Genomic DNA, 26042 nt, shown 5'->3' on the forward strand with positions numbered 1-26042 from the left:
AATTATACCAAAAGTTAACCCATTAACGGCTACTATAAATTTGGTCGACTAAACCATACTCTTTTGCTTCATTTGCAGATAAGAAGCGGTCACGCTCTGTGTCTCGAGTAATTTCTTCAATGGATTTACCAGTATGTAGAGCCATTAGCTCGTTCATTCGAGATTTCACTTTAAGAATTTCTTGAGCATGAATTTCGATATCTGACGCTTGACCTTGATAACCCCCTAATGGTTGGTGGATCATCACGCGTGAATTTGGTAAGCAGAAACGTTTACCTTTGGTACCCGCCGTCAATAAAAAAGCCCCCATGGAACAAGCTTGTCCCATACAAATAGTACTTACATCAGGCTTGATAAACTGCATCGTATCGTAAATTGACATTCCTGCGGTAATAACGCCACCCGGTGAATTAATATACAAATGAATATCTTTTTCAGGGTTTTCTGCTTCAAGGAATAACATCTGAGCGACGATTAAATTCGCCATATGGTCTTCCACTTGACCAGTCAGGAAGATAATACGTTCTTTTAATAGACGTGAGTAAATATCATACGAGCGCTCACCACGAGAAGTTTGCTCTATGACCATAGGCACAAGGGCCATTTGAGATGCTAATTGTTCCTGACTGCCAAAATGTGACATCGAAATCTCCTATTAAAAACGTTCCGGTGCTTGCGCCTAATTTGCTGTCTGCCTGCTATTTTGAGCAGAGATCATGCCACAAACAACGGTTTTAAAAAATTCCTGTGTCTGCAGGCTCTTTCAATTCTCTTATTTTCTAGTTTAGCTAATATTTAACCAAGCAACTGGCGAAATAAGAAGAAAATGCAGCTAAGTATGCTGCAGTAAACAAGACGCTCTGTAAAAGAGTTTAACACAAGTCTATTGGGTTACACGGAATTATACCATTAGAAAACCATACTTGATTTTCAAAAATGACGAAATAACTCGATTGGTTAATATCACTATTTCTACAATATTAAGCTATTCAAAATAGTTCAAATTGCAATTAAAGCCCCACTTAGACTACTTGAAGTATAGATAATATAATTAGGGTTTAAATGTGTTTTTCAAGGGGATCCTAATTAAATTCGCTAAAGTGATAATTTAAAGGCTTTAATTGACAAAAAACCCGTAGTATTACACCACGGGTTTCATTATTTTGTACAGCAAGAAAGAATTAACCTGCTTGAACTTGGTTCATCAGTTCAGTGAAGTTAGTTTCTTTTTCTGTCACTTTAGCAACAGCCAATACAGTTTCAACAGCTTGTTCTTCTAAAGCTAAGTTACGAACGCTATTCATCAGCTCTTCATTTTTGCTGTAGTATTCGATAACTTCAGCTGGATCTTCATACGCAGAAGCCATTTCCTCGATCAGCGCTTTAACGCGCTCTTCGTCAGCTTTCAGTTCGTTTTTGTTGATCACTTCGCCTAACAGCAGACCGATCACTACGCGACGTTTTGCTTGTTCTTCAAACAGTTCACGAGGTAATTCCATCGCTTGTTTTTCGTCGCCACCAAAACGCTGTGCCGCTTGACGACGCAGAACATCAATTTCACCATCAACAACTGCTGCTGGAACTTCGATGTCGTTAGCTTTGATTAAGCCATCAAGAACTTGTGCTTTAACACGGTTACGCACGGCATTTTTCAGCTCACGCTCCATGTTTTTACGTACTTCTGCACGCAGGCCATCTAAAGAACCATCAGCGATACCAAAACGCTTGATGAATTCTTCAGTGAATTCAGGCAGTTCACGTTGTTCTACTTTCTTCAGAACAATAGCAAATTTCGCCGCTTTACCTTTCAGGTTTTCAGCATGGTAGTCTTCTGGGAAGTTAACTTCGATATCGAATTCTTCACCCGCTTTATGACCAACAACACCTTCTTCGAAGCCTGGGATCATACGACCTTCGCCCATAACGAGTGCGAAATCTTCTGCTTTTCCGCCTTCGAATTCTTCACCATCGATAGAACCGGTAAAGTTGATAGTGATGCGAGAGTCAGCTTCTGCTGCCGCTTCAACTTCTTTCCACTGCGCTTGTTGCTTACGCAGAGTTTCTAACATGTTTTCCAGATCTTCATCTTTTACAGATACAGCTGGTTTTTCAACTTCAATCGTTTCTAAACCTGTTAATTCGATTTCTGGGTAAACTTCGAATTCAACTGAATAAACAAAATCTTTACCGTCTTCGAGTTGCTCAGGTTTGTAGCTAGGCGCACCCGCTGGATTGATTTTTTGTTCAATAATTGCGTTGATGAAGTTACGTTGCATTACATCGCCCAGAACGTCTTGCATAACAGACGCGCCGTAACGCTGTTTAACGATGTTCATTGGTACTTTCCCTTTACGGAAACCATCAACACGTACTTTTTTAGCAACACTAACTAATTCGCTATTTACTGCTTTTTCAATATCAGTGGCAGGAACGGTGATTGTTACACGACGCCCAAGGCCTTGAGTCGTTTCAACAGAAACTTGCATCTTCTTACCTCAAAATAAATCTTAGTGATCGGTCTACTCCAGAGTTATGCCATTAAATCATAACGGCTGTCTCCCTTCCAGAACCGGGGGCGTTACTTTCGTAACGGTCAATCCCTGATATCAGAAGCGTCCCGAAACCTTACTGAAAATTAGACGCAGCATTATACCGATGCATGCGCCCTGAGTCGAGAAAAGCTGAGAAAAGAAGCGTTTTTTCCTCATTATTTGTGACTTTTCTGACTAAATTTTTTGTTTTTTCACCTAATTTGAAGAAAAAACATTCACCAAGCTCATCATCGAGCATGGCTGATTAAGTACAGCATAGTCTCAGTGTATTAACTGAAACGAAAAATTACCGATTAACACCGCCGACACCACGACAAGCAGGTGATTTTAACGCAGTGTCAGCAAGCTCATTCCACTCTTGTTGCGTATATGTATGCAAAGCAAGGGCATGGATCCCTCCCGATAATTCGCTGGCTAAAATAGCATAAATTTCGCGGTGGCGGGCAAGCATTCGTTTATTTTCAAATTTATCACTCACTAAAATAACTTTGAAATGGCTTTCAGAGCCCGGTAACACATTGTGTTGGTGGCTTTCATTAATTACCTCCAAATGTGTAGGTTCGAAAGCAGCTTGTAATTTTTGGCTCACAAGAGATTGCATACTTTGAGCTGCATTAGCGACCATAAAATGCTCCTTAATTAAAAATTATGCTCAGAGGCAATTATCTTTTATTGTACGTGTTGATTATTGCTATCTTCTTATTATAGAAATATCCGATAATAACTTGCCAATGTTATGATAGCGGCACATTGATGCGAATTTTTTCAAAAATTGTTGTCTAATAGTTCAGGATAAATAAGCCGCTAAGCTTTATATTGAACGACGGATACCCGCACCATAACGAAACATTTTCAATTAGGAAAGATGAACTGGAAAAAATTATGTTAAGAAAACTGTGTTTTCCACTTTTAGGGTTATTTCTTCTTGCGGGCTGTGCAACCAGCAGCAATACATTATCACTTGAGCCTAAGATAGCTTTACCTGCAAAAAACCCCACACTGAATGCAACTTCAATCAGTGTTAGCAGTGTAGACAATCGTACGAATAAATCCTTAGCGGAAGTCAACCGCAATGGCAGTTTAGTCGTACTGAACCCTTCACGCGATCCTCGTTATCTGATGCAAGAAGCCGTCGAAAAACAAATGGCTGCACGTGGCTTTATGGTGACATCACCGGCAAATGTGAATCTAGTCGTTCAATTGAATAAACTCGATACCAAAGTCAGTGAAGGCAGCTTGCGCCATAATATTACCGTAAACTCCAGTGTGAGTATTATTGCAACAGCCCCAAATGGTTCGACAAAAACACGTTCATTTACCCGCAATTTTAATACACAAGAGTTATTAGCAGCCAATAATGACAAGATTGCAACAGCTATCAATAGCGCACTCACTGATTTAATTGCAGATATGGCAACAGACCAAGAAATCACCGATTTTATCAGACAAAATTCACGCTATTAACTGAGCAATCATTATCATTAAGTATTAAGCTACCTAAGCTCTCACTGATTGAGCTTGGGTAGCATAGCGCAGCCAATACCTCTGCAGCGCAATGTATTGCAGCAATATCACACTGGCTTAGAGGGAAATAATGCCTCGTTTTACTCTACCAAATAACATCACTTTAATCCTTTTAGGCTTTGTTTCTGGTCTACCTTTAGCTTTAACTGCAGGTACATTACAAGCTTGGCTAACTGTTGAAAATGTCGATATTAAAACTATTGGTTTCTTTTCATTAGTCGGACAGGCTTATGTGTTGAAATTTCTTTGGTCCCCAATGATGGACCGCTATACTCCGCCCTTTCTTGGTCGTCGAAGAGGATGGCTATTAACTACGCAAATTCTGTTGATTATCAGCATTGCCGCTATGGGCTTTATGAACCCCTCAGAGCATTTGTGGTACCTTGCTGCGCTGGCGGTTACTGTTGCATTTTGTTCAGCATCACAAGACATTGTTTTTGATGCCTATAAAACTGATTTACTGAGTGCGGAAGAACGCGGGATTGGTGCTGCAACCTCAGTTATGGGTTACCGGATCAGCATGTTAGTTTCAGGCGGCCTTGCTCTTTGGTTAGCGGATAAGTTTTTAACGTGGAAACAACTATATTTAGTCATGGCAGGGCTGATGATTATCGGCGTTATCGCAACATTACTCGCGAAAGAACCCGAAGAAAGCTGCGCTGCACCAACATCACTAAAAAAAGCAATATACGAACCACTCGCTGAATTCTTTAGCCGAAACAATGCTTGGCTAATCTTACTACTGTTAGTTTTTTACAAGCTCGGTGATGCCTTTGTCATGGCGCTTAATACCAACTTTCTATTAAATGCTCTTGGTTTTAGTTTAAGCGAAGTGGGTACCGTCAATAAAACTGTTGGTATGGCTGCAACTATTGTTGGAGCGTTACTTGGTGGTTACCTCATGAAAAATATGAGCTTATTTAAAGCTCTATTTATTTTTGGACTTCTACAAGGCGGCTCTAATATAGGCTATTGGTTCTTAGCGATAACACCGCCCCATATCTTAACCATGGGGTCGATTATCTTTCTAGAAAATATCTTCTCTGGTATGGGAACCGCCGCTTTTGTCGCCCTATTAATGACACTATGTAATAAGTCGCTATCCGCAACGCAGTTTGCACTTCTTTCTGCTCTTTCCGCCGTTGGTCGTGTTTATATTGGCCCAGTCGCAAGTATTTTTGTCAGTAATTATGGCTGGCCACTGTTCTACCTTATTTCGATCGCAGTTGCAGTCCCTGGTGTTTTGCTTTTATTAGCTTGTCGGACATCCTTAATCTACACACAAACAACAGGGTTGTTTCAACGGCGTCAGCTGTATGCGAAAGGGTATCGCATTGCCGTTTATGCTCTTATTACTGCCGTTAGCTTCCTTGCTATTTGGCTACTTTCATTACTTATATTTTCATTTAGTGATATGAAAGTTTATCTGTTTACGACACACATTGAATTTTGGCTGAGTTTACCCCACTACCAAAACCTTATTTTTAATACTGGTATTAGCATTGGTGCTATCAGCTTAGTTATTGGTGGTAGTTTAGATTTCCTCGCCGTTCGCAAAACAGTACAGCAATAACCCTCCCAATACTCTTTCTCATTCTTTTCATAATTCCCTAAGCAAAGCTTATTTGTTTAGGGAATTTGATCTTTTGTATAAATTAGATCTAAATAGCAAAACAAAGCAATAACATCTAAATATCGTGATTTCGATCACTTCATTCGTGTAAAATATTTCTTAATTACAATTTTCAAGTCTAATATATCACAAGTTACAAATTGGTTAGCTAAAGTGTTAATAACTAACGCACTACTAAATTCCATTAATCAATAAGTGAAAATAATCTATATATGAAAAAAATCATTTACATGACCGCCTTAATTTCTCTAGCAGGTACGGCATATTCTGACAATATTATTGGCTATAAAAATGGCTTTGCTGATGTCAATGTAAACTATTTAGATTGGTCACATCGTACTGAAACCAAAACAGAAAACACGACACGTAAGAAAGATTTTGCCTATATTGAGCTTGAAGGCGGTGCCGATTTTAATTGGGGTGAGTTATATGGCTTTTTTGATCTCGAAAACCCATTCCATAGCCAACACACCGATTCAGGACGAAATAAACGCTATACCATTAAAACAACAGGCCGCTTTTATTTAGGTGATACTGGTTTCAACCTATACGGGCACGTTTATGGCACTTGGTCATTACCTGGAGCCAAGTATGGTGGTAATTTCCACGATGTGAATACTTTATATGGTATTGGTTATAACACTGCATTCGGTGATTTATGGTTTAAACCTTTTATTGCTCTTAATTACACCGACCAGACATTCTATTCAGGTAATAATGGATATGTAGCAGGTTGGGTGGCTGGCTATAATTTCAGCGTATTCGAAGAAAATTTCATGATAACAAACTGGCATGAAATGGAATTCGCGAGGAATAAACGCTATAACGGGGATAAGCGTAATGGCATAAATGGCGCCCTCGCTTTTTGGTGGAATGCAACAAACCATGTTTCTGCAGGGGTACAATACCGCTATGCTGATAATAAATTAGGAGATACTTTCTATCAAGATGCAATCATTTATACATTAAAGTATACCTTTTAGCGCACTATAGAACATTGCATCAGAAGTTAACTATTTTCTTATTTTTATCAGTAAAATAAGAATTTTTCTTTATGATTTAGCCGATAAAGCAACCAAAATAGCTTTATCGGCAATAAAAACTGTAATTTCCCTTAGCAAATTGCTAATCATTTATATCAGTTTCACTATTTTTTCATTTCTTTTGTATATATTTTTCTTTGAAAAATTACCAAGATAATTTAGTATTAATAGAGTTTTATCAATACATACTTATAATCCGTATCAATTTTAACTTTTTGTTTATAAGTTCTTTACATGTGATCATATTAACATAAAGAGCTAACAATTCAGTTTCTTTGCCTTACAATCATTTACACTCGCATAACCTTACCGTAAAATGCCCGCACTGATGAAACGACAATTAGAATCTTTGTCATTTGGGGTCGTGGATGAGACTTATGAACTACAAAAAAAGCATCGGAGCAATCTCACTCGTTGTAGCTGCCTTACTACTAGGTGGTTGCGATATGGTGTTGATGGATCCAAAAGGCGCCGTTGGCGTTAAACAAAAAGAGCTAATTCTTATTGCAATTGGCTTAATGCTACTTGTTGTTATTCCTGTTATTTTCATGACGATTATCTTCGCAAGAAAATACCGTGAATCCAACACGTCAGCAACCTACCGTCCTAATTGGGCTCACTCAAATAAAATTGAGTTAGTCTGCTGGACCGTTCCTATCATCATTATCATTATTCTAGGTGCTATCACTTGGAAGACGACACATGAGCTGGACCCGTATCAGCCATTAGTGAGTGATCAGGAACCTGTCACTATTGAAGTTATTTCTGCTGACTGGAAATGGATATTTATTTATCCAGAGCAAGGCATTGCAACAGTTAATGAAATCGCATTCCCTACAGGTGTGCCAGTTAACTTCAAAATCACGTCAGATTCGGTGATGAACTCATTCTTCATTCCATCTTTAGGTGGCCAAATCTACGCGATGGCAGGTATGCAAACTAAACTTCATTTAATCGCTAATGAACCAGGTACCTACAAAGGCTTCTCAGCAAGTTACAGTGGCCATGGCTTCTCTGATATGAAGTTCAATGCTATTGCAACTCCAGACCGTCAAGGTTTTGATGAGTGGGTACAAAAGGTAAAAGCTTCTCCTAAAACAATGGATACCATGCAGGCATTCGACGAAGTCGCTAAGCCAAGCATGAACGTTCCTGTTACCTACTTCTCTAGCGTGAAGCCTAAACTTTATGAAGATATCGTTCTGAAGTTTGGTCATGAGCACCATAAAGGTCACGCTCCTGTAGAAAATCAAAGTCATTCAATGACTGACCATAACGATGCTACAGGCAATTCAATGCAAATGAGCCATAGTGCTCATGCTGCTGGCGCTGAGGAATAAGGGCATGTTCGGAAAATTAACACTAGATGCAATTCCGCTCCATGAGCCGATTATCGTTGTCACCCTGATTGCTATTGTCCTAGGTGGACTTGGCTTAGTAGGTGTGATTTCTTACTTTGGTAAATGGAAGTGGTTGTGGAAAGAATGGTTAACCTCTGTTGACCATAAGAAAATTGGTGTCATGTACATCATTGTCGCAATGGTTATGTTATTCCGTGGCTTCGCGGATGCTATCATGATGCGTGGGCAGCAAGTTCTTGCTTCTGCTGGCCAAGAGGGTTTCTTGAATCCTCATCACTATGACCAAATCTTCACCGCACACGGCGTTATCATGATTTTCTTCATGGCAACTCCATTCGTTGTCGGTCTGATGAACTTAGTTGTGCCTCTGCAAATTGGTGCACGTGATGTTGCGTTCCCATTCCTTAACTCATTGAGCTTCTGGTTCTTTGTTGTTGGTGTTGTGTTAATCAACATCTCTCTAGGGGTAGGTGAATTCGCACAAACTGGTTGGTTGGCTTATCCGCCATTATCCGGCTTGGAGTACAACCCTGGGGTCGGGGTCGATTACTGGCTCTGGAGTCTCCAGATATCCGGTATTGGTACACTATTAACAGGGGTTAACTTTATCGCGACTATTATCCGTATGCGTACGCCGGGTATGTCGATGATGAAAATGCCTGTATTCAGCTGGGCTGCGTTATGTACTAACGTATTGATTGTTGCTGCTTTCCCTATCTTAACTGTTACATTAACGCTTCTGACGTTAGACCGTTATTTAGGCACCCATTTCTTCACTAATGATATGGGCGGCAACATGATGATGTACATCAACCTGATTTGGGCATGGGGTCACCCTGAGGTGTATATCCTTGTTCTGCCAGTGTTCGGTGTATTCTCTGAAGTTGCAGCAACCTTCTCGAAAAAACGTTTATTCGGTTATACCTCATTAGTTTGGGCGACAATCGTTATTACCGTTATGTCCTTCATCGTTTGGTTGCACCACTTCTTTACGATGGGTTCAGGAGCTAACGTTAACGCCTTCTTCGGTATCGCCACAATGATTATCGCAATCCCTACAGGGGTTAAGATCTTCAACTGGTTGTTTACCATGTACCAAGGCCGTATCGAGTTTAAATCACCTATGCTGTGGACTATCGGTTTCATCATCACCTTCTCTGTTGGTGGTATGACTGGTGTTCTGCTTGCTGTTCCAGGTGCAAACTTCGTTCTGCATAACAGTCTATTCCTGATTGCTCACTTCCATAACGTTATCATTGGTGGTGTTGTATTCGGATGCTTCGCGGGTATGACTTACTGGTTCCCGAAAGCATATGGCTTCACGCTAAATGAGAAATGGGGTGTTCGTGCCTTCTGGTTCTGGATCATCGGTTTCTTCTTAGCCTTTATGCCACTGTATATTCTTGGCTTTATGGGTATGACCCGCCGTTTAAGTCAGAATATTGACCCGACTTACCACACAATGTTAGTTGTTGCTGCAGGCGGTGCTGCGTTAATCGCAATCGGTATTGCATGCCAAGTTATCCAAATCATTGTGAGTATCCGTGATCGTCATGAAAACCGTGATTTAACCGGTGACCCATGGGGTGGACGTACACTTGAGTGGGCGACATCTTCTCCACCACCTTTCTATAACTTTGCGATTGAACCACACGTTCAAACCCGCGATGCATGGTGGGATCTGAAAGAGAAAGGCCTTGCTCATAAGAAACCAACTTCATATGAAGAAATTCATATGCCTAAAAACACAGGCGCAGGCGTTATTATCGCTGCATTTAGCTTAGTTTTAGGTTTCGCAATGATCTGGCACATCTGGTGGCTCGCAATCATTGGTTTCGGTGGAATGATCGTAACTTGGATTGCAAAAAGCTTCGACGAAGATGTTGATTACTACGTACCTGTGGCTGAAATCGAAGAAATCGAGAATAAGCACTTTGAAGAATTGCGTAAGGCAGGTGTGAACGATGTCAACTAATACAATGACTAACCAAAATATCGCCCATGCTGAGCATGGGCACCACGATGCAGGTGGAACAAAAGTATTCGGTTTCTGGCTCTATATTATGAGCGACTTGATCCTGTTTGCTTGTTTGTTTGCTACCTATGTTGTTTTGGCCGATGGAACTGCTGGCGGTCCTGCTGGTAAAGATATCTTCAGTCTGAAGTTCGTATTAGGCGAAACCTTCTTACTGTTAGTGAGTAGTATCACTTACGGCTTCGCAATGATAGCGATGCACAAAGGTAAGATAGCTGCTGTTAACTTATGGCTGTTTGCAACGTTCCTGTTAGGTCTTGGCTTCGTCATTATGGAAATCTATGAGTTCCATGAATTGATTGCAGAAGGCTTTGGTCCTGACCGTAGCGGTTTCTTATCTGGCTTCTTCGCACTCGTTGCGACTCACGGTCTACACGTAACTGCGGGCCTGATCTGGATTATTATCATGATGATCCAAGTCACTCGCCGTGGCCTGACTGATGTCAACAAAACACGTTTAAACTGCCTAAGTTTGTTCTGGCACTTCTTAGACGTTGTGTGGATTTGTGTATTTACCGTTGTTTATCTTCTGGGGGCTATTTAAATGAGTCATGCAAAAGATGCTCACACTGGAGCAAGCCACGGTAGCGTTAAAACATACCTGATTGGCTTTATCCTATCAGTTATCCTGACAGTGATCCCTTTCTGGATGGTGATGGAAGGTACAGCGTCAACTTCAGCAATCCTTTGGACTGTTGTAGGCATGGCGGTTGTGCAAATTCTGGTTCATTTGGTTTGTTTCTTACATATGAATACATCATCAGATGAGCGTTGGAATTTAGTTGCCTTCCTGTTCACCATGCTTATTGTTGGCATTGTGGTCATTGGCTCACTGTGGATTATGTACAACCTGAACATCAATATGATGCTCGACTAAAGAGTTGCCGATATGTTTAAGCAATACCTGCAAGTGACCAAACCAGGAATTATATTCGGAAACTTGATTTCTGTGATCGGTGGTTTTTTATTGGCTTCAAAAGGATCAATTGATTACCCACTGTTCGTTGCGACTTTGCTGGGTGTATCACTGGTCGTGGCTTCTGGTTGTGTTTTTAACAACTACATCGACCGTGATATCGACCGTATCATGGAAAGAACGAAGAATCGCCCTTTAGTTAAAGGGTTGATTGATCCGAAAGTTAGCCTGATTTACGCTGCTGCATTAGGTATTGCTGGTATGGTGCTGCTACTTGTAGCAGCCAATGCTCTGGCAATGCTGCTTGCAGTTATCGGTTTCATTGTTTATGTAGGTATTTATAGCCTATATATGAAACGTAAATCCGTTTATGGCACACTGATTGGCAGTCTTTCAGGCGCGGCACCACCAGTTATCGGTTACTGCGCTGTTACAAATGAATTCGATATGGGTGCACTTATCCTATTATTGATATTCAGTTTGTGGCAAATGCCTCATTCTTATGCCATTGCTATCTTCCGCTTTAAGGATTACAAAGCCGCAAACATTCCTGTGTTACCGGTTATTAAAGGAATATCCGTCGCGAAAACGCACATCTTCCTGTATATCCTAGCGTTTATGGTCGCAACATTAATGTTAGCTATCAGTGGATACGCGGGCTATAAGTACCTTATCGTAGGTGCAGCAGTCAGCTTATGGTGGCTAGGTATGGCAATTTCGGGCTTCAAAACCGAAAATGACGACCGGGTCTGGGCAAGAAAACTGTTCATTTTCTCAATCGTAGCGATTACTTCATTGAGCGTAATGATGTCAGTTGACCCTATAGTTTCAAGCGATACTGTTATAGCTCTCGTCAGATAACTTATCTGTTTACTGATGATAACGATGTCTAAACGGCGGGCCTTCCCCGCCGTTTTTATTTGTCTCTAACTGCTTTTACAACTCACTTTTACTTATTCTGCCTATCCTTATGAATCTATTTTATGGTTAAATAGCCGCTTGCTATTGATAAGCTAGATATCAAATGCACTATTAAAAATGCTAATAGGTTGAGATTAAAAACATATTGCCACAACATATACGTATTTATTCAACTTGTTGTATTTATTAATGTGTGACCCAACTAGCTGAGAGAAGTCAACACCGCTACAGCACGAAATATGAAGAATAAAAATGAATGATAACAAAATGACATCCGCAGAGCTTAGATCCACTTGGGGATTAGGCTCCGTTTTCTCCTTGCGAATGCTTGGAATGTTTATGGTATTACCTATTTTGACCAGCTATGGGATGCATTTACAAGGTGCTAGCGAGTTCTTAGTGGGTGTCGCTATTGGTATCTATGGCCTTAGCCAAGCCGTTTTTCAAATCCCTTTTGGTTTAATGTCAGATAAGATTGGTAGGAAACCTTTAATTATTATTGGGTTAGTTATTTTTATTATCGGAAGTATCGTTGCAGCATTAAGCGATTCTATTTGGGGAATTATTATTGGTCGGGCTTTACAAGGCGCCGGAGCAATTTCTGCTGCCGTCATGGCATTACTTTCTGACCTAACTCGAGAGCAAAATCGCACTAAAGCCATGGCATTTTTAGGTATTAGTTTCGGTTTAACTTTTGCTATCGCCCTCGTACTTGGCCCAATTATCGCTAATTGGGTTGGTTTAAGTGGCTTATTTTGGGGGATAGCGCTACTTGCAGTTGGTGCTATTGCAGTGACTGTTTTTGTTGTTCCTAATACTAATACTCATGTCTTAAATCGTGAGTCTGCATTTGTACAAGGTAATTTAAAAGCGGTTTTAATGCACCCTCAATTACTCAAATTAAATATAGGGTTCCTCAGCTTACACACCCTACTGATGTCCAGTTTTGTTGCTCTGCCTCTTATCATGACTGACTCTGGCTTTTTAGCGAAAGACCATTGGAAAGCCTATTTAGTCACGATGTTAATTGCTTTTGTCACCGTACTTCCGTTCATTATTTATGCGGAAAAATACCGCAAAATGAAACAAGTCTTCTTATTCTGTATTGCCGTTTTAGCATTGTCCGAAATTACCTTATGGTTTTCTGGTAGTCACTTATGGGTGATTTTCTTAGGTATTCAACTGTTTTTTATCGCTTTCAATATCATGGAAGCCATTTTACCGTCACTCATAAGCAAAGAGGCACCTGCGGGCTATAAAGGAACTGCCATGGGCGTTTACTCCACTAGCCAGTTTTTAGGCGTTGCCATCGGGGGTATTGTTGGTGGATGGTTATACAGTTTTGAAGGAGCTAGTACCGTTTTTATTGGTGGTTTAATTTTGACCATTATCTGGTTTATCATTAGCCTGACAATGCAGCAGCCTCCTTATGTCAGCAGTATTCGTATTGAATTACCCAACCATATTGGAGATACAAGAGCCCTTGAGAAAAAATTACAAGCTCAAGAAGGGGTGATGGAAGCGCTTGTCGTTGACGAGGAATTTAGTGCTTATGTTAAAGTTGATAGAAAAATCATCAATCGAGAACAACTTGAAGCATTAATAAATCAGTAAAAATTAGCCCGCTATCGCGGGCTGAGGTTGTTGACAAAACAGGATAAAAGCGTGGTTTTTCCCGCTTTGTGTTATCAGCCGAAAATCAATAAATTGATTTTCCTAGTTTATTTTCAAAACCTATTAGACTTGCCGCCAAACATAATATGTTTGTCAGCAGTCTGAGCCCGCTATCGAGGGCTTTAAACGAACACTTGAAAAATAACTAATCGCGGAAGTTATTAAATTGAAAAGGTTGGCCTAAGTTCCCGCCACGTACTAATGCCATAACCGATTGTAAATCATCACGGGCTTTGCCCGTCACACGTACTTGGTCACCTTGAACTTGTGCTTGAACTTTCAGTTTACTGTCTTTAATTAATTTAACGATTTTTTTAGCAGTTGCAGCATCAATACCTTGCTTGAACGTAACTTCAACGCTATAGGTTTTTCCACTATGAACAATATCTTCTGGCACATTCAATACAGCACCATCAATACCGCGTTTTGCCATTTTTTCTCTTAAGATATCAACTAACTGGAGTACTTGGAAATCAGACTCGCTAGTGATTTTAACTGATTCATTTTTGTCATTTAGCTCAAAACTAGCTTCGACATTTTTAAAATCCCAACGGCTGGTTAACTCACGCTGCGCATTTTCCACCGCATTACGTACTTCATTCATTTCCACTTCAGATACAATGTCAAATGATGGCATAGCTAGAACCTCACTGATAATTTTTAGACTGTGCGCATGATAACGTTTTTATTCACATCACTTCAAGTTATCAGGGTCTGTGATACTTCGTTAACTACAACTTCGTATCGTAAAAGGTTATAATGATAAGAGATCACTTCCGCCTTACCTTATAAGACGTTAAAGTCCCATTTTCAAAGGGGAAACAATGAAAATAACTCTAATTGGTTGTGGTGCGATAGGTAAACTGTGGCTTGCTTCACTTGCAATACAAGGGCATGACATACAAGGTTGGCTACGTGTTGCACAGTCTGATTTATTCGTCGATGTTAATGAACCTGATGGGCGTAGTTTCCGAGAGCTGATTCCTTGTAATAATATTAACCACTTGCAAACCAGTGAGTTGATCATTGTTTGTTTAAAAGCATGGCAAGTTTCTGACGCTTTATTGCCTTTGATTAATACTATCCCAGAAAATACGCCTATTCTATTACTGCATAATGGCATGGGGACGATTGAAGAGCTGGCGCCTTTACGTCATCCTATCTTAGCGGGCGTCACAACCCATGCAGCTTGGCAAGAAAATAACCAAGTATTTCATGTCGCAAATGGCATCACACATATCGGCGCTATCAATTCCCAAGCACAAGCTTACTACCCAATAGCAGATATCTTGCATGAAGCCTTACCTGATGTGGCTTGGCATAATAATATTTTAACCACTTGCTGGCGTAAATTGATTGTAAACTGTGTCATTAACCCCCTTACCGTCGAACATGACTGTAAAAATGGTGAATTAATCCAACATTCCACACAGATATCTCGGATCATTGATGAAATATGTCATGTTATGGCGGCAGAAGGGCTGCATACGGATAAAGCAGAACTGACTGAGTATATTTACGGCATTATCAATAATACCACTGATAACTATTCCTCTATGTTACAAGATATGCGAAATAATCGCCGTACAGAGATTGATTACATCACTGGCTTTTTAATCAAACAAGCACGAACTCATGGGATCAGTACACCTGAAAACGATCGCCTTTATCATTTAGTCAAAAATAGAGAACAACAATATGACGACTTCCGCTCTAATTTGCATCGCTCATGGGAGTGAAGAAATTGAATTTACCATTACTGCTGATTTATTAGTTAGAGCAGGCATTAATGTGACCTTAGCGAGTGTGACGGAAGACGGTTCTTTAACCATTACCGCTTCACGAGGCCTAAAAATTATTGCCGATACCCCATTGATTAAAGTCGCTGATGAGCCTTTTGATGCCATTGTGCTGCCCGGTGGTATAGCGGGCGCAGAAACGCTCCGCGATAGCCCACTGGTTGTTGAAAAAGTTCGCCGTATGCATCTTGATGGTAAAATTGTAGCAGCTATTTGTGCAGCACCAGCGCTTGTACTTGAATATCACCAATTGTTTCCACTAGGTAATATGACCTGTTTTCCATCAATGAAAGATAAAATTCCAGCTCATAAATGGGTCGATCGCCGAGTTTACTTTGATGAACGTGTCAATCTATTAACTAGCCAAGGACCCGCCACTTCTTTTGACTTTGCATTAAAGTTAATTGAATTATTGGTAGGCCGAAAGACTGCAGCCCAAGTTGCCACTCAACTCGTTTTACCTAATGGTATTAACGATTATTTAGAAGATTAAATATAAAACTCATTATAAAAAACGAATTAGAAATACAACTTAACTTATTGAATAATAAAAATTAAATAGCAAAAAAAATCTGTGTTTAGAGTACTTTTTTGCTATGATTGCCGCGGGTGCTTGGATCATTTTGGTTCAAGCATTTGTGAGAGCCAAAAAGACGAAAGCCCCGAATTAGATGTTAATCTTAATCCGAGGCAGTCTCAAACACTCAACAATTTGATTCTGTCTCCTTTTAGAAAAGGAGTCAAGAGGAATGGCCAAAATTGCCCTTCTGGGGCTAGTTACCGTGTGTCTGACGGTATTGTGTTTTTCGTTATTGATGCAAGAAAGACTGTGCTCTTTCAGTATCAGCAGCGGAAACACGCTGGTTCAAGCTACGTTATCCTGCGATAACTAGTCTTGTGGGGGAAATTCCCCCACATTTCTCTCTGATTGTGAGTTGGTGATACAAGCACCCCGTTTTTATTCTCTACTTATTTTTATTCAGCTCACTTTGTCATTTCTATTTCAATTGCATCAGTAATCATATTAATATCAATGATATCGAAACCATTATAACCAACTGAATTTAAATATTTTATTTTCAATAATGAACGATAAAAACATTTGTTTAGAGTGATTTTTTGCTATGATTGCCGCGGGTGCTTGGATCATTTGGTTCAAGCATTAGTGAGAGCCAAAAAGACGAAAGCCCCGAATTTAGATGTTAATCTTAATCCGAGGCAGTCTCCAACTCTCAACAATTGGATTCTGTCTCCTTTTAGAAAAGGAGTCAAGAGGAATGGCCAAAATTGCCCTTCTGGGGCTAGTTACCGTGTGTCTGACGGTATTGTGTTTTTCATTATTGATGCAAGAAAGACTGTGCTCTTTCAGTATCAGCAGCGGAAACACGCTGGTTCAAGCTACGTTATCCTGCGATAACTAGTCTTGTGGGGGAAATTTCCCCCACATTTCTCTCTGATTGTGAGTTGGTGATACAAGCACCCTGTTTTAAGTTATGGGCGATAAACCTTTATATTTTCATAACCTTGTTCTTTTAGGTATAGCGCTTGCAAGCGGCTCATTACCCCACGGTCACAATATAATAAATAGGTTTTATCTTTTGGTAAGTCACCAAATTGCGTACTCAACTTATAGAATGGAATGTGCTTAATTTCCATTCCATCTACATTCAGTGGTTTGTCTTCGAATTCATCAATTGAACGAATATCTAAAATCACTTCATTTTCAATTGAAAGCTCACTCACCATTTCAATTTCAGGAACTTTTTCAAGACTTTCTTGTGCAATTTGTCGAATATCTATATTTTGAGCTTGCTCAACAACAGACTCTAAAATACTAAAATCAAAATTGGCCTCTTCCGCTTCAATCCGCGCTTTCACCGCTTTAACTGTTGGGCTTTTTGAGATTACACCACAATATTCAGGCATGGTTTTTGCGAAATCTTCAGTACCAATTTGGCGAGCTAACTTAATAATATGTTCTTTATCATGGGAAATTAGCGGCCTTAATACGAGGGTATCAGAAGCATTATCAATTAAACGCAAGTTTGTTAAAGTCTGGCTTGATACCTGCCCCAGAGCTTCACCTGTGACAATCGCCTGCACACCATAACGCTCAGCAACTTTCGATGCTGCTCTTACCATCATACGTTTGAGCACAACGCCCATTTGGCCATCATCCACTTTTTCTAAAATTTCAGCCACAACTGGCTCAAAATTTACAGCAATAAAACGGACTTTATGGGAGCTACCAAAACGGTTCCACAGATAATGTGCAATTTGCTTCACACCAATTTCATGCGCAGCTCCGCCTAAATTAAAGAAGCAGTAGTGAACACGACAGCCACGGCGCATCAGCATATAGCTCGATACACCTGAATCAAAACCACCGGAAATGAGTGACAACACATCTTCTTGGGTCCCTATAGGGAAACCACCAATGCCTTCAATACGTGCTTTAACTAAGATAAGTTTATCATCTTCGATTTCTAAGTGAATCGTGGTGTCAGGGTCTTTAAGCTTAACTTTTGCAGATGCAATGTGCTGGTTTAACCCACCACCGATATAGCGTTCAGCATCGATGGATGAAAACTCATGTTTACCACGACGTTTCACCCGCACACAAAATGTTTTATTTTCTAATGACTCGCCATAGGCTTCGTGTGTCATTTCGTAAATATGATGCAGACTGGTAAACGGTTTTTCTTCCACTTCGAGAATATGGTGAATACCTGGGATACGCCCTAGCATGTCACAAATTTCATCGTGTTTTGTTTCCCCCTTCACACGCACTTCAATGTTATCCCAATTACGGACAACCGAAATCTCTTCGCCAAGTGGTTTAAGCACGTTACGGATATTACTGGTCAAAATTTTAATAAAACGTAGCCTAACAGTTTGGCTTTTAATGGTAATTTCTGGGAATAACTTAATGATAAACTTCATAATAGCTGCATGTTCATGGTGGTTGGGGGCAAACGAATGTGCCTTAACAGAGACACATGACACGTTACCAATTGTCAATAAAGAGGCGTATTATAACACTATCTTGCGGGTTGAATCTAAAAACCCCAATAATAAATTGTAACCGTAGCAAGACTGCGTTAGTCTGCTGAATATTTAAAATCCCTCGAATTAACTGATTTCACATTAGTGGCTAAAGACTATGGCTAAAGAAAAAACTCAGCAAGTTCCGACTGTTAGTTTTGAAAACTCACTTCAAGAGCTAGAACAGATCGTCGCTCGCCTAGAATCCGGTGAACTTCCCTTAGAAGATGCCCTTAATGAGTTTGAACGTGGTGTTCAAATTGCTAAACAAGGTCAAAAAGTATTACAGCAAGCAGAGCAACGTGTACAAATTTTGCTAAGCGATGACGAAAATAAACCTCTAGCCGATTTTTCACCTGATACAGAATAAATTATGTCTGAACAACATTTAGATAGCTTTACGCAGCAACAAAAGCAAGCTTACGACAGAGTCAATCAATACCTATTAGATGCCTTAAATGCGCTGCCGTTTGCAAACCTCCCTCTAGCGCAAGCTATGCGCTATGGCACATTATTAGGTGGAAAACGCTTACGTCCATTTTTAACTTATGCCATCGGCTCGATGTTTGGTGTTAGCCAAGAAAACCTTGATGCCCCTGCTGCTGCAGTCGAATGTATTCATGCTTATTCATTAATCCATGATGATTTACCTGCAATGGATGATGATGATTTACGTCGTGGCCAACCGACTTGCCATATTAAATACGGTGAAGGCAATGCGGTGCTTGCTGGAGATGCATTGCAAACATTGGCTTTCCAATTGCTGTCATCTGCACCAATGCCAGATGTAACAGACAAAGACCGCATAGCGATGATTGCAGAGTTATCATACGCAAGTGGCTTAGCAGGTATGTGTGGCGGACAAGCACTTGATTTAGATGCAGAAGGGAAGCAAATTGACCTTGAATCTCTCGAGCGCATTCATCAACATAAAACAGGGGCATTGATTCGTGCTGCAATCCGTCTTGGTGCTTTTGCAGCAGGTGAAAAAGGTCAACAATTGTTACCTGTTTTAGATAAATATGCACAATCCATCGGTCTTGCCTTTCAAGTACAGGACGATATCCTAGATGTTATCGGTGATAGTGAAGTCACGGGTAAACGCCAAGGAACTGATGCCGAACATGAAAAAAGTACCTATCCATCGCTATTAGGGCTTGAAGCGGCGCAGAAAAAAGCACGTGAGCTATATCATGATGCAATAGATGCTTTAGAGACACTCCAGTCCCATGGATATAATATAGAAATGTTAAGCGCTTTAGCTAATTTCATTATTGAACGTAAAAGCTGACAATATGCTTTGCCTTTTGGCTACAAGAAGATCGATAATTACGGCAATTTATTACCCTAATGTATCTTCGAATCATTCCTATAACACAACAAAATAGATGGATGACTTCTTAATCACTCGAGTTATAGGCAGACGATAAACGAAGGCAACCCAACAGCACATAGAGGCTTTATGCAGCTAAATACTGAAAATAGTCATTTTGTTATGGCTAAGTAAGTTGGGTTTTTTATTAATTATAAGTGAGCAACTAATGAGTATTGATATCGCTAAATATCCAACGCTAGCCTTGGCAGAGACACCAGATGAGCTTCGTCTGTTGCCTAAAGAGAGTTTGCCCAAGCTTTGTGATGAACTCAGACAATTTTTACTGAGTAGCGTGGGTCGCTCTAGCGGTCACTTTGCTTCTGGTCTTGGCGCTGTTGAGCTCACCGTCGCACTACATTATGTCTATAAAACGCCGTTTGATAACCTTGTGTGGGATGTCGGCCACCAAGCCTACCCACATAAAATATTAACGGGGCGCCGTGACCGTATTGATACCATTCGTCAAAAAAATGGTTTACATCCCTTTCCATGGCGTGAAGAAAGTGAATATGACATTTTAAGCGTTGGCCATTCCTCAACATCCATTAGTGCCGGTTTAGGCATGGCCATTGCCGCAGAAAAAGAAAAACAAAACCGTAAAACGGTTTGTGTGATTGGTGATGGCGCCATTACCGCAGGAATGGCATTTGAGGCGATGAACCATGCTGGGGATGCTGCACCTGACATGTTGGTTATCTTAAATGATAACGAAATGTCTATTTCAGAAAATGTTGGCGCACTAAACAACCACTTAGCTCACTTGCTTTCTGGAAAGCTCTACACAACATTGCGTGAAGGTGGAAAAAAAGTTTTTTCTAACATGCCGCCTATTAAAGAGCTACTGAAAAAGACAGAAGAACACATTAAAGGCATGGTCGTACCGGGGACCATGTTTGAAGAATTAGGTTTTAACTATATTGGCCCTGTTGACGGCCATGATGTTGTTGCCTTAGTTCAAACGTTAAAAAATATGCGTGATTTAAAAGGCCCGCAATTTTTACATATCATGACCAAGAAAGGCCGGGGTTATGAGCCAGCAGAAAAAGACCCTATTAGCTGGCATGCTGTTCCTAAATTTGACCCAAGTACCTTCACTTTACCTAAAAGCAAAGAGACGGGGCCAACATTCTCTAAAATCTTTGGGGATTGGCTGTGTGAAGAGGCCAAAGACGATAGCAAGCTGATGGCTATCACCCCTGCGATGCGTGAAGGGTCTGGTATGGTTCGGTTTTCTAAAGAATTCCCAGAGCAATACTTCGATGTCGCGATCGCGGAGCAACATGCTGTCACCTTTGCGGCAGGCCTCGCCATTGGTGGCTATAAGCCTATTGTTGCTATCTATTCCACTTTCTTGCAACGCGGTTATGATCAAGTCATTCATGATGTGGCTATCCAAAAGGTACCTGTCATGTTTGCAATTGACCGGGCAGGCATTGTTGGGGCTGATGGACAAACTCACCAAGGTTCTTTTGATATTTCATTCCTGCGCTGTATACCAACCATGGTTATTATGGCTCCAAGTGATGAAAATGAGTGCCGCCAAATGCTGCATACTGGCTACCATTACCAAGATGGCCCATGTGCGGTTCGTTACCCTCGAGGTACAGGAACAGGCGCTGAATTACAGCCGTTATCGCCACTGCCTATTGGTAAAGGTATTGTTCGTCGCCAAGGCGAAAAAGTCGCTATCTTATGTTTTGGCACATTATTAAGCCACGCATTAGTTGCTGCTGAACAACTCAATGCAACTGTTGTAGATATGCGTTTTGTGAAGCCTTTAGACGAAGCTCTGGTCCTTGAAATGGCCAATACCCATGATGTACTTGTCACTCTCGAAGAAAATGCCATCATGGGTGGTGCTGGTAGCAGTGTGAATGAGTTCCTAATGCATGAGAAAAAAATCATTCCAATCTTAAACCTTGGTTTACCTGACTATTTTATTTCTCAGGGTACCCAAGAGGAACTTATTGCTGAATTGGGCTTAGATTCCACAGGTATTGTTAATTCTATTAATAACTATTTAGCCAAATAGTTTTTATCTTCAGGGCATTGCATTAACAATACAATGCCCTATTCAATCACAAAGCCAATCACTCTTATTCCTTTTCTTAATACGCTAAAAAAGTGTTTAGCTCCCTATTATTACTGACTCACTAATGTTCATTTAAAAAAATCACCTATGTCACATTTTTATTATATTTCAAGATCATTAAAATAAAATATAAAACCAAATATAATCAGTTTATCTACAAAGATATTCAGCTATTTACCTGAAATAAGAATACAAACAAAGCTTTTATCTTGAATGTAAATTTTCACAATAAAGGCATGCAAATTATTTTAAAATCTATTAATATGAACTTTGTCACTGTATGACAGCGTAATTTAGTCTCTGAATTATATTCGTCACATATTATTATGAAATATTATTTTTTATATGTAAGAAATGATAATTTATTTTTATAACGAATATATTATTTTAACAATTTTAACCAGAAATTAATAAGTAATTATTTTGTTTTCTTAATTAACAAACCAGGAAACAAATAAACGCTATTCCAACTACAATTTTCATATAGTTTATTTTTATTTAGTCGATTTTAATAAATAGATTTGGGAGCGCTTATGTGTGGACAATATATTAATGAACCCTTGTATTTATCTATTGCAAACTGGGTAATGAAACAAGGGCGCTGGACTACAGCTAGAGAGATATCTAACAACTTTGATATCCCGCATCCTAATGCAGTCAATATTGTTTCTTATATTTTATCTGATGTTGCTGAAATTCAGTGTGAAGTAAAAATGATCCCAAATAAATTATCGGGACGAGGCTGCCAATGCCAGCGGCTTATTAAAGTTAAGAAAATTGATAACCAGCTTTATGCACGTTTAAGAAGTCATCAAGCTGAAAAAGTCACTATCGATTCCCCTATAAAAGCGGCCTCTATGCCACCAAGTGAATTAAATCGAGAGCAAAAATGGCAATGGATGCTATCAAAGGCACAACGTCGTTAAACCTATTTCTTAGCTTCACACCAATAAAAAACGCAGACTTCACCCGCCTGCGTTTTTTATTTTACGGCCTTTTTGTGAATCATTGTCCCTTAGGTTTTACATCCGTTGTACCAAATAATTGGGGTCGATTAACTTCAAGCTCTGTTAGCGGCTGGGTTTCCTGTAAGTGTTGCTGATACCGGCACGCTAAGTCTTGATATTCCTTAGTATTTAACTGCTTCCAATGCAATTCTTCATCAGTTACTAAGCGTAAAAATCGGGCAGGGCTTCCGACTAACATCTGCCGGTTTTCTCCTAGAAACCCAGCTTTAACAAAGCTCATCGCAGCAACAATGCTTTGTTCGCCAATGACAGCACCGTCCATGATTACACTATTCATACCGACTAAAGCATCACGACCAATAATACATCCATGCAAAATAGCACCGTGACCTATGTGTCCGCACTCATGGACAATCGTTTCAACATCACTATAGCCATGCATAATGCAACAGTCCTGAATATTCGCACCTTTTTCTATGATCAAACGACCATAGTCCCCTCTCAAAGAGGCGTTAGGCCCAACAAACACTCCTTCACCGATAATCACATCACCAATCACTACCGCTGATGGATGTACATATGCGGTGGGATGAACAACCGGGATCACCCCTTCAAAAGCGTAAAAACTCAAAATTCACCTCACTGTTAGCTTACTAGCGCCCTTTCCAACTTGGTGAACGTTTTTCGGAAAACGCCAGCGGGCCTTCTGTTGCATCTTCTGAGTGTAAAACCGCAGGGTAGTTTTTCAGCACGCCACTACGCATAAGTTTATACCCCTCTTCAACAGTAAGTTCACCTGTAGCGCGGAAAATTTCTTTCAGTGCAGCGACAGCAAGTGGCGCACTTTGGGTGATTTGTTCTGCAAGTTCACGGGCTTTATCCATCAGGCTCTCAACAGGAACCACATCGTTAGCAATTCCCCAACGTAAAGCTTCTTGTGCATCCATTCGCCTACCAGTCATCACCATTTCATTCACGATTGGCGCAGGTAAAATTTTAGGTAAACGTAAAACACCACCGCTATCCGGAACAATCCCAAGTTGGGCTTCAGGTAATGCGAAACTGGCATTTTCAGAACAAATAATCATATCTGCCGCTAAAGCCAGTTCAAAACCACCGCCAAACGCATATCCATTCACCGCAGCAATAACAGGTTTGTTTAGATTAAAAATTTCAGTCAAACCGGCAAAGCCTCCTGGACCAAAATCAGCATCAGGTGCTTCACCTTCCGCCGCAGATTTTAAATCCCAACCCGCAGAGAAAAATCGCTCTCCTGCCCCAGTAATAATAGCGACACGCAGCGAAGGGTCATCGCGAAAATTAAGGAAAACTTCTCCCATTTTGAAACTAGTTTTTGCATCTATTGCATTTGCTTTAGGTCTATCGAGTATGATTTCTAAAATAGCGCCATTTCGAGTGATTTTTAATGATTCGCTCATAATATGATCCTTTCTTCGTCGTGCAGTGACGCTTCAGGTTGCACGTGTGCAGCCCGAAAATGTATGCAAAATTAATCAAATCTTTCGATTATTGCAGATATTTTTTCAATACTTTTCCAGAACAGTTACGCGGTAAATCTTTACGTACCTCAACACACGTTGGCACCTTAAATTTCGCCATTTGTTTTTCACAAAAAGCAAAAAATTCTTCCTGAGTTAAGGTTTCACCCTCTTCAAGCACAATAAAGGCTTTAATCGCTTCATCTCGAATATCATCCGCAACACCGATCACCGCCACATCCACAATGGCAGGGTGTGAGGCGATAATATTTTCGATTTCACTACAAGAGACATTTTCTCCACCGCGCTTGATCATATTGCTACTTCTATCGACAAAATAGAAAAAGCCATCTTTGTCTTGGTAAGCAAAGTCACCCGTATGCATCCATCCCGCTTCGTCAAAGGTTTTTGCTGTCGCTTCAGGGTTATTGTAATACTCTTTAAAAAGGGTTTTACCACGTTCACCTTTTACACAAAGCTCACCAATAACTCCCGTTTTTACGGGTTGGTTATTTCTATCCCGAATTTGCGCTTGATAACAAAAACCAGGGCGACCAATGGATGGCCAACGACGCATGTCACCAGGCCTATCACCAATCAAACCAACAATCGTCTCCGTCATTCCATACGAAGTTAAAAACCGCTTCACCCCAAAACGGGCCATAAACTGGTCGCGTTCTTCTTCACTTAAATTGAGGTAAAACATGGCTTCTCGTAAACAATGATCTTTTTCGTTATCCGCCAGCGGCTGGCTTAATAATGTGCGGATCATCATTGGGATAAGTTCGACGACAGTCGCTTTGTATTTCACCACTTGTTGCCAAAAACGGCGTGCGCTGTATTTCTCTAATAAAACAAACGTTGCACCGACAGAAAATGCAGCCATAGAAGCCGTACATTGGCAATCAATATGAAAAGCAGGCATGACCGTTAAATAGATATCATCGGAGCGTAAGCTGTTTTGCCAAGAAGAGTAATAACCTGCAAAGCGGAGGTTATAGTGAGTAATAATCACCCCTTTAGGTTTCGAGGTGGTACCAGAAGTAAATAAAATTTCGGCCGTATCCTCGACATGCAATTCAACCACCTGGGTCAACTGCGTATGTTGTTGTGACTGCTCAAGCCAAAAGTCAGAAATATGCTCTACGGGTTCAATTTGCGTTTCTGTAATCAAAAAAATATGTTCTAAGCTGGTCGCTTCATCAGCGAATACTTGTTGATAAATATCTAAGAAAGAGGAGCAAGTTACCACCATTTTGGGTTGGCAATTCTGCATGATCCAAGCACTTTCACTGTATTTATAACGTGCATTAATTGGGACCATAATCGCCCCAATTTTAGCCAAGCCAAACCAGCAAAAGAAAAATTCAGGGCAATTATCTAAATGTAAAGCCACTTTATCGCCTTTTTGAATGCCATAAGCTAAAAAGAGATTGGCGGTGCGATTAATTTGCTGGTTCATTTCTAAATAGCTGAACTTGCTAACCTTTCCATCGCAGGATTCAAAGATAAGCGCCTGACTGTTACCGTGGGTGACCGCTAAGTCATCCCACATTTGACGCAAATTTTGTTTACCGATTACATCCATTAATTGTTACCCATCAT

The 26042-nt window shown here is 40.4% G+C and carries 25 protein-coding genes; 17 read left to right on the forward strand and 8 right to left on the reverse strand.

Annotated elements, in window-relative coordinates:
- Window positions 1–22: 22 nt before the first annotated feature.
- The 3 genes from clpP to bolA all read right to left on the reverse strand — a co-directional run bounded on the left by clpP (window position 23) and on the right by bolA (window position 3177).
- Window positions 23–643 carry an ATP-dependent Clp endopeptidase proteolytic subunit ClpP gene (clpP, locus tag PSF31_RS03285; RefSeq protein ID WP_004905443.1) on the reverse strand — a complete coding sequence of 207 codons (621 nt, stop codon included), beginning with the start codon at window positions 641–643 and terminating at the stop codon, window positions 23–25.
- A gap of 538 nt (window positions 644–1181) precedes the next feature.
- Complete coding sequence (gene tig, locus PSF31_RS03290) at window positions 1182–2486, reverse strand: trigger factor (RefSeq protein WP_096864787.1); 1305 nt, start codon at window positions 2484–2486, stop codon at window positions 1182–1184.
- 352 nt (window positions 2487–2838) lie between these two features.
- On the reverse strand, window positions 2839–3177 hold the full coding sequence (bolA, locus tag PSF31_RS03295) for a transcriptional regulator BolA (RefSeq protein WP_004905448.1): 339 nt from the start codon (window positions 3175–3177) through the stop codon (window positions 2839–2841).
- A 257-nt stretch (window positions 3178–3434) separates the two neighbouring features.
- Here bolA and PSF31_RS03300 point away from each other — a divergent pair, with 257 nt between their 5' ends.
- From PSF31_RS03300 to PSF31_RS03340, 9 genes are all read left to right on the forward strand, one after another.
- Window positions 3435–4016 (forward strand): YajG family lipoprotein, encoded by a 582-nt coding sequence (locus PSF31_RS03300; RefSeq protein ID WP_036958553.1) that lies wholly within the window; start codon window positions 3435–3437, stop codon window positions 4014–4016.
- A 130-nt stretch (window positions 4017–4146) separates the two neighbouring features.
- The gene (gene ampG / locus PSF31_RS03305; RefSeq protein ID WP_004905450.1) at window positions 4147–5649 is read left to right on the forward strand and encodes a muropeptide MFS transporter AmpG; all 1503 of its coding nucleotides are present in this window, start codon (window positions 4147–4149) and stop codon (window positions 5647–5649) included.
- 272 nt (window positions 5650–5921) lie between these two features.
- A complete protein-coding gene (locus PSF31_RS03310) occupies window positions 5922–6692 on the forward strand; it encodes a nucleoside-specific channel-forming Tsx family protein (RefSeq protein WP_096864786.1) in 771 nt (256 codons plus the stop codon).
- Window positions 6693–7120: 428 nt separating this feature from the next.
- Window positions 7121–8092, forward strand: coding sequence for a cytochrome o ubiquinol oxidase subunit II (cyoA, locus tag PSF31_RS03315; RefSeq protein ID WP_004905454.1), 972 nt, complete (start codon window positions 7121–7123; stop codon window positions 8090–8092).
- Window positions 8093–8096: 4 nt separating this feature from the next.
- Entirely contained in the window at window positions 8097–10088 is a 1992-nt protein-coding gene (cyoB, locus tag PSF31_RS03320; protein WP_036958554.1) for a cytochrome o ubiquinol oxidase subunit I, read from the forward strand.
- Window positions 10078–10692, forward strand: coding sequence for a cytochrome o ubiquinol oxidase subunit III (locus tag PSF31_RS03325; protein WP_004905456.1), 615 nt, complete (start codon window positions 10078–10080; stop codon window positions 10690–10692). The genes cyoB and PSF31_RS03325 overlap by 11 nt, the downstream gene beginning before the upstream one ends.
- The gene (locus tag PSF31_RS03330; protein ID WP_004905459.1) at window positions 10693–11025 is read left to right on the forward strand and encodes a cytochrome o ubiquinol oxidase subunit IV; all 333 of its coding nucleotides are present in this window, start codon (window positions 10693–10695) and stop codon (window positions 11023–11025) included. It begins immediately after the preceding gene.
- 12 nt (window positions 11026–11037) lie between these two features.
- Window positions 11038–11925 carry a heme o synthase gene (gene cyoE / locus PSF31_RS03335; RefSeq protein ID WP_004905461.1) on the forward strand — a complete coding sequence of 296 codons (888 nt, stop codon included), beginning with the start codon at window positions 11038–11040 and terminating at the stop codon, window positions 11923–11925.
- A gap of 312 nt (window positions 11926–12237) precedes the next feature.
- The gene (locus PSF31_RS03340; RefSeq protein ID WP_272683175.1) at window positions 12238–13599 is read left to right on the forward strand and encodes an MFS transporter; all 1362 of its coding nucleotides are present in this window, start codon (window positions 12238–12240) and stop codon (window positions 13597–13599) included.
- 205 nt (window positions 13600–13804) lie between these two features.
- Here the strand turns inward: PSF31_RS03340 and PSF31_RS03345 are convergent, their stop codons facing one another.
- Window positions 13805–14296 carry a YajQ family cyclic di-GMP-binding protein gene (locus tag PSF31_RS03345; protein ID WP_004905465.1) on the reverse strand — a complete coding sequence of 164 codons (492 nt, stop codon included), beginning with the start codon at window positions 14294–14296 and terminating at the stop codon, window positions 13805–13807.
- A gap of 187 nt (window positions 14297–14483) precedes the next feature.
- Between PSF31_RS03345 and panE the strand changes: the two genes are divergently transcribed.
- From panE to PSF31_RS03365, 4 genes are all read left to right on the forward strand, one after another.
- On the forward strand, window positions 14484–15398 hold the full coding sequence (gene panE, locus PSF31_RS03350) for a 2-dehydropantoate 2-reductase (protein WP_096864784.1): 915 nt from the start codon (window positions 14484–14486) through the stop codon (window positions 15396–15398).
- A complete protein-coding gene (yajL, locus tag PSF31_RS03355) occupies window positions 15358–15951 on the forward strand; it encodes a protein deglycase YajL (RefSeq protein WP_096864783.1) in 594 nt (197 codons plus the stop codon). Before panE ends, yajL begins: the two co-directional genes overlap by 41 nt.
- A gap of 256 nt (window positions 15952–16207) precedes the next feature.
- Window positions 16208–16351 (forward strand): Hok/Gef family protein, encoded by a 144-nt coding sequence (locus tag PSF31_RS03360; protein WP_004905468.1) that lies wholly within the window; start codon window positions 16208–16210, stop codon window positions 16349–16351.
- A gap of 384 nt (window positions 16352–16735) precedes the next feature.
- On the forward strand, window positions 16736–16879 hold the full coding sequence (locus PSF31_RS03365) for a Hok/Gef family protein (protein WP_004905468.1): 144 nt from the start codon (window positions 16736–16738) through the stop codon (window positions 16877–16879).
- Between the two features lie 70 nt (window positions 16880–16949).
- Here PSF31_RS03365 and thiI read toward each other — a convergent pair whose 3' ends face one another.
- Complete coding sequence (gene thiI / locus PSF31_RS03370; RefSeq protein ID WP_004905472.1) at window positions 16950–18401, reverse strand: tRNA uracil 4-sulfurtransferase ThiI; 1452 nt, start codon at window positions 18399–18401, stop codon at window positions 16950–16952.
- 220 nt (window positions 18402–18621) lie between these two features.
- Between thiI and xseB the strand changes: the two genes are divergently transcribed.
- The 4 genes from xseB to caiF all read left to right on the forward strand — a co-directional run bounded on the left by xseB (window position 18622) and on the right by caiF (window position 22896).
- The gene (xseB, locus tag PSF31_RS03375) at window positions 18622–18873 is read left to right on the forward strand and encodes an exodeoxyribonuclease VII small subunit (RefSeq protein WP_004914571.1); all 252 of its coding nucleotides are present in this window, start codon (window positions 18622–18624) and stop codon (window positions 18871–18873) included.
- 3 nt (window positions 18874–18876) lie between these two features.
- Window positions 18877–19794 carry a (2E,6E)-farnesyl diphosphate synthase gene (gene ispA, locus PSF31_RS03380; RefSeq protein WP_272683176.1) on the forward strand — a complete coding sequence of 306 codons (918 nt, stop codon included), beginning with the start codon at window positions 18877–18879 and terminating at the stop codon, window positions 19792–19794.
- Window positions 19795–20044: 250 nt separating this feature from the next.
- Window positions 20045–21910 carry a 1-deoxy-D-xylulose-5-phosphate synthase gene (dxs, locus tag PSF31_RS03385; protein WP_096864558.1) on the forward strand — a complete coding sequence of 622 codons (1866 nt, stop codon included), beginning with the start codon at window positions 20045–20047 and terminating at the stop codon, window positions 21908–21910.
- Between the two features lie 593 nt (window positions 21911–22503).
- Complete coding sequence (gene caiF, locus PSF31_RS03390; protein ID WP_004905481.1) at window positions 22504–22896, forward strand: carnitine metabolism transcriptional regulator CaiF; 393 nt, start codon at window positions 22504–22506, stop codon at window positions 22894–22896.
- Window positions 22897–22975: 79 nt separating this feature from the next.
- Here caiF and caiE read toward each other — a convergent pair whose 3' ends face one another.
- The 3 genes from caiE to caiC form a co-directional block, all read right to left on the reverse strand.
- Window positions 22976–23569 (reverse strand): carnitine operon protein CaiE, encoded by a 594-nt coding sequence (caiE, locus tag PSF31_RS03395; protein WP_096864506.1) that lies wholly within the window; start codon window positions 23567–23569, stop codon window positions 22976–22978.
- Window positions 23570–23591: 22 nt separating this feature from the next.
- Window positions 23592–24377 (reverse strand): crotonobetainyl-CoA hydratase, encoded by a 786-nt coding sequence (gene caiD / locus PSF31_RS03400; RefSeq protein WP_096864507.1) that lies wholly within the window; start codon window positions 24375–24377, stop codon window positions 23592–23594.
- Window positions 24378–24465: 88 nt separating this feature from the next.
- Window positions 24466–26025, reverse strand: a complete 1560-nt coding sequence (gene caiC, locus PSF31_RS03405; RefSeq protein ID WP_096864508.1) for a crotonobetaine/carnitine-CoA ligase — start codon at window positions 26023–26025, stop codon at window positions 24466–24468.
- Window positions 26026–26042: the final 17 nt, after the last annotated feature.

It is taken from the genome of Providencia sp. PROV156, from assembly GCF_028480905.1.
GTDB classification, from domain to species: Bacteria; Pseudomonadota; Gammaproteobacteria; order Enterobacterales; family Enterobacteriaceae; genus Providencia; species Providencia hangzhouensis.

Excerpts from the sequence above, each read along its gene's own strand:
- PSF31_RS03310 (WP_096864786.1), top strand. The coding sequence starts at position 5,922 with ATGAAAAAAATCATTTACATGACCGCCTTAATTTCTCTAGCAGGTACG.
- PSF31_RS03340 (WP_272683175.1), top strand. The coding sequence starts at position 12,238 with ATGAATGATAACAAAATGACATCCGCAGAGCTTAGATCCACTTGGGGA.
- cyoE (WP_004905461.1), top strand. The coding sequence starts at position 11,038 with ATGTTTAAGCAATACCTGCAAGTGACCAAACCAGGAATTATATTCGGA.
- PSF31_RS03330 (WP_004905459.1), top strand. The coding sequence starts at position 10,693 with ATGAGTCATGCAAAAGATGCTCACACTGGAGCAAGCCACGGTAGCGTT.
- ampG (WP_004905450.1), top strand. The coding sequence starts at position 4,147 with ATGCCTCGTTTTACTCTACCAAATAACATCACTTTAATCCTTTTAGGC.
- thiI (WP_004905472.1), bottom strand. The coding sequence starts at position 18,401 with ATGAAGTTTATCATTAAGTTATTCCCAGAAATTACCATTAAAAGCCAA.
- ispA (WP_272683176.1), top strand. The coding sequence starts at position 18,877 with ATGTCTGAACAACATTTAGATAGCTTTACGCAGCAACAAAAGCAAGCT.
- clpP (WP_004905443.1), bottom strand. The coding sequence starts at position 643 with ATGTCACATTTTGGCAGTCAGGAACAATTAGCATCTCAAATGGCCCTT.
- PSF31_RS03325 (WP_004905456.1), top strand. The coding sequence starts at position 10,078 with ATGTCAACTAATACAATGACTAACCAAAATATCGCCCATGCTGAGCAT.
- xseB (WP_004914571.1), top strand. The coding sequence starts at position 18,622 with ATGGCTAAAGAAAAAACTCAGCAAGTTCCGACTGTTAGTTTTGAAAAC.
- yajL (WP_096864783.1), top strand. The coding sequence starts at position 15,358 with ATGACGACTTCCGCTCTAATTTGCATCGCTCATGGGAGTGAAGAAATT.
- PSF31_RS03365 (WP_004905468.1), top strand. The coding sequence starts at position 16,736 with ATGGCCAAAATTGCCCTTCTGGGGCTAGTTACCGTGTGTCTGACGGTA.
- PSF31_RS03360 (WP_004905468.1), top strand. The coding sequence starts at position 16,208 with ATGGCCAAAATTGCCCTTCTGGGGCTAGTTACCGTGTGTCTGACGGTA.
- caiD (WP_096864507.1), bottom strand. The coding sequence starts at position 24,377 with ATGAGCGAATCATTAAAAATCACTCGAAATGGCGCTATTTTAGAAATC.
- PSF31_RS03300 (WP_036958553.1), top strand. The coding sequence starts at position 3,435 with ATGTTAAGAAAACTGTGTTTTCCACTTTTAGGGTTATTTCTTCTTGCG.
- bolA (WP_004905448.1), bottom strand. The coding sequence starts at position 3,177 with ATGGTCGCTAATGCAGCTCAAAGTATGCAATCTCTTGTGAGCCAAAAA.
- panE (WP_096864784.1), top strand. The coding sequence starts at position 14,484 with ATGAAAATAACTCTAATTGGTTGTGGTGCGATAGGTAAACTGTGGCTT.
- PSF31_RS03345 (WP_004905465.1), bottom strand. The coding sequence starts at position 14,296 with ATGCCATCATTTGACATTGTATCTGAAGTGGAAATGAATGAAGTACGT.
- dxs (WP_096864558.1), top strand. The coding sequence starts at position 20,045 with ATGAGTATTGATATCGCTAAATATCCAACGCTAGCCTTGGCAGAGACA.
- cyoA (WP_004905454.1), top strand. The coding sequence starts at position 7,121 with ATGAGACTTATGAACTACAAAAAAAGCATCGGAGCAATCTCACTCGTT.
- tig (WP_096864787.1), bottom strand. The coding sequence starts at position 2,486 with ATGCAAGTTTCTGTTGAAACGACTCAAGGCCTTGGGCGTCGTGTAACA.
- caiF (WP_004905481.1), top strand. The coding sequence starts at position 22,504 with ATGTGTGGACAATATATTAATGAACCCTTGTATTTATCTATTGCAAAC.
- cyoB (WP_036958554.1), top strand. The coding sequence starts at position 8,097 with ATGTTCGGAAAATTAACACTAGATGCAATTCCGCTCCATGAGCCGATT.
- caiC (WP_096864508.1), bottom strand. The coding sequence starts at position 26,025 with ATGGATGTAATCGGTAAACAAAATTTGCGTCAAATGTGGGATGACTTA.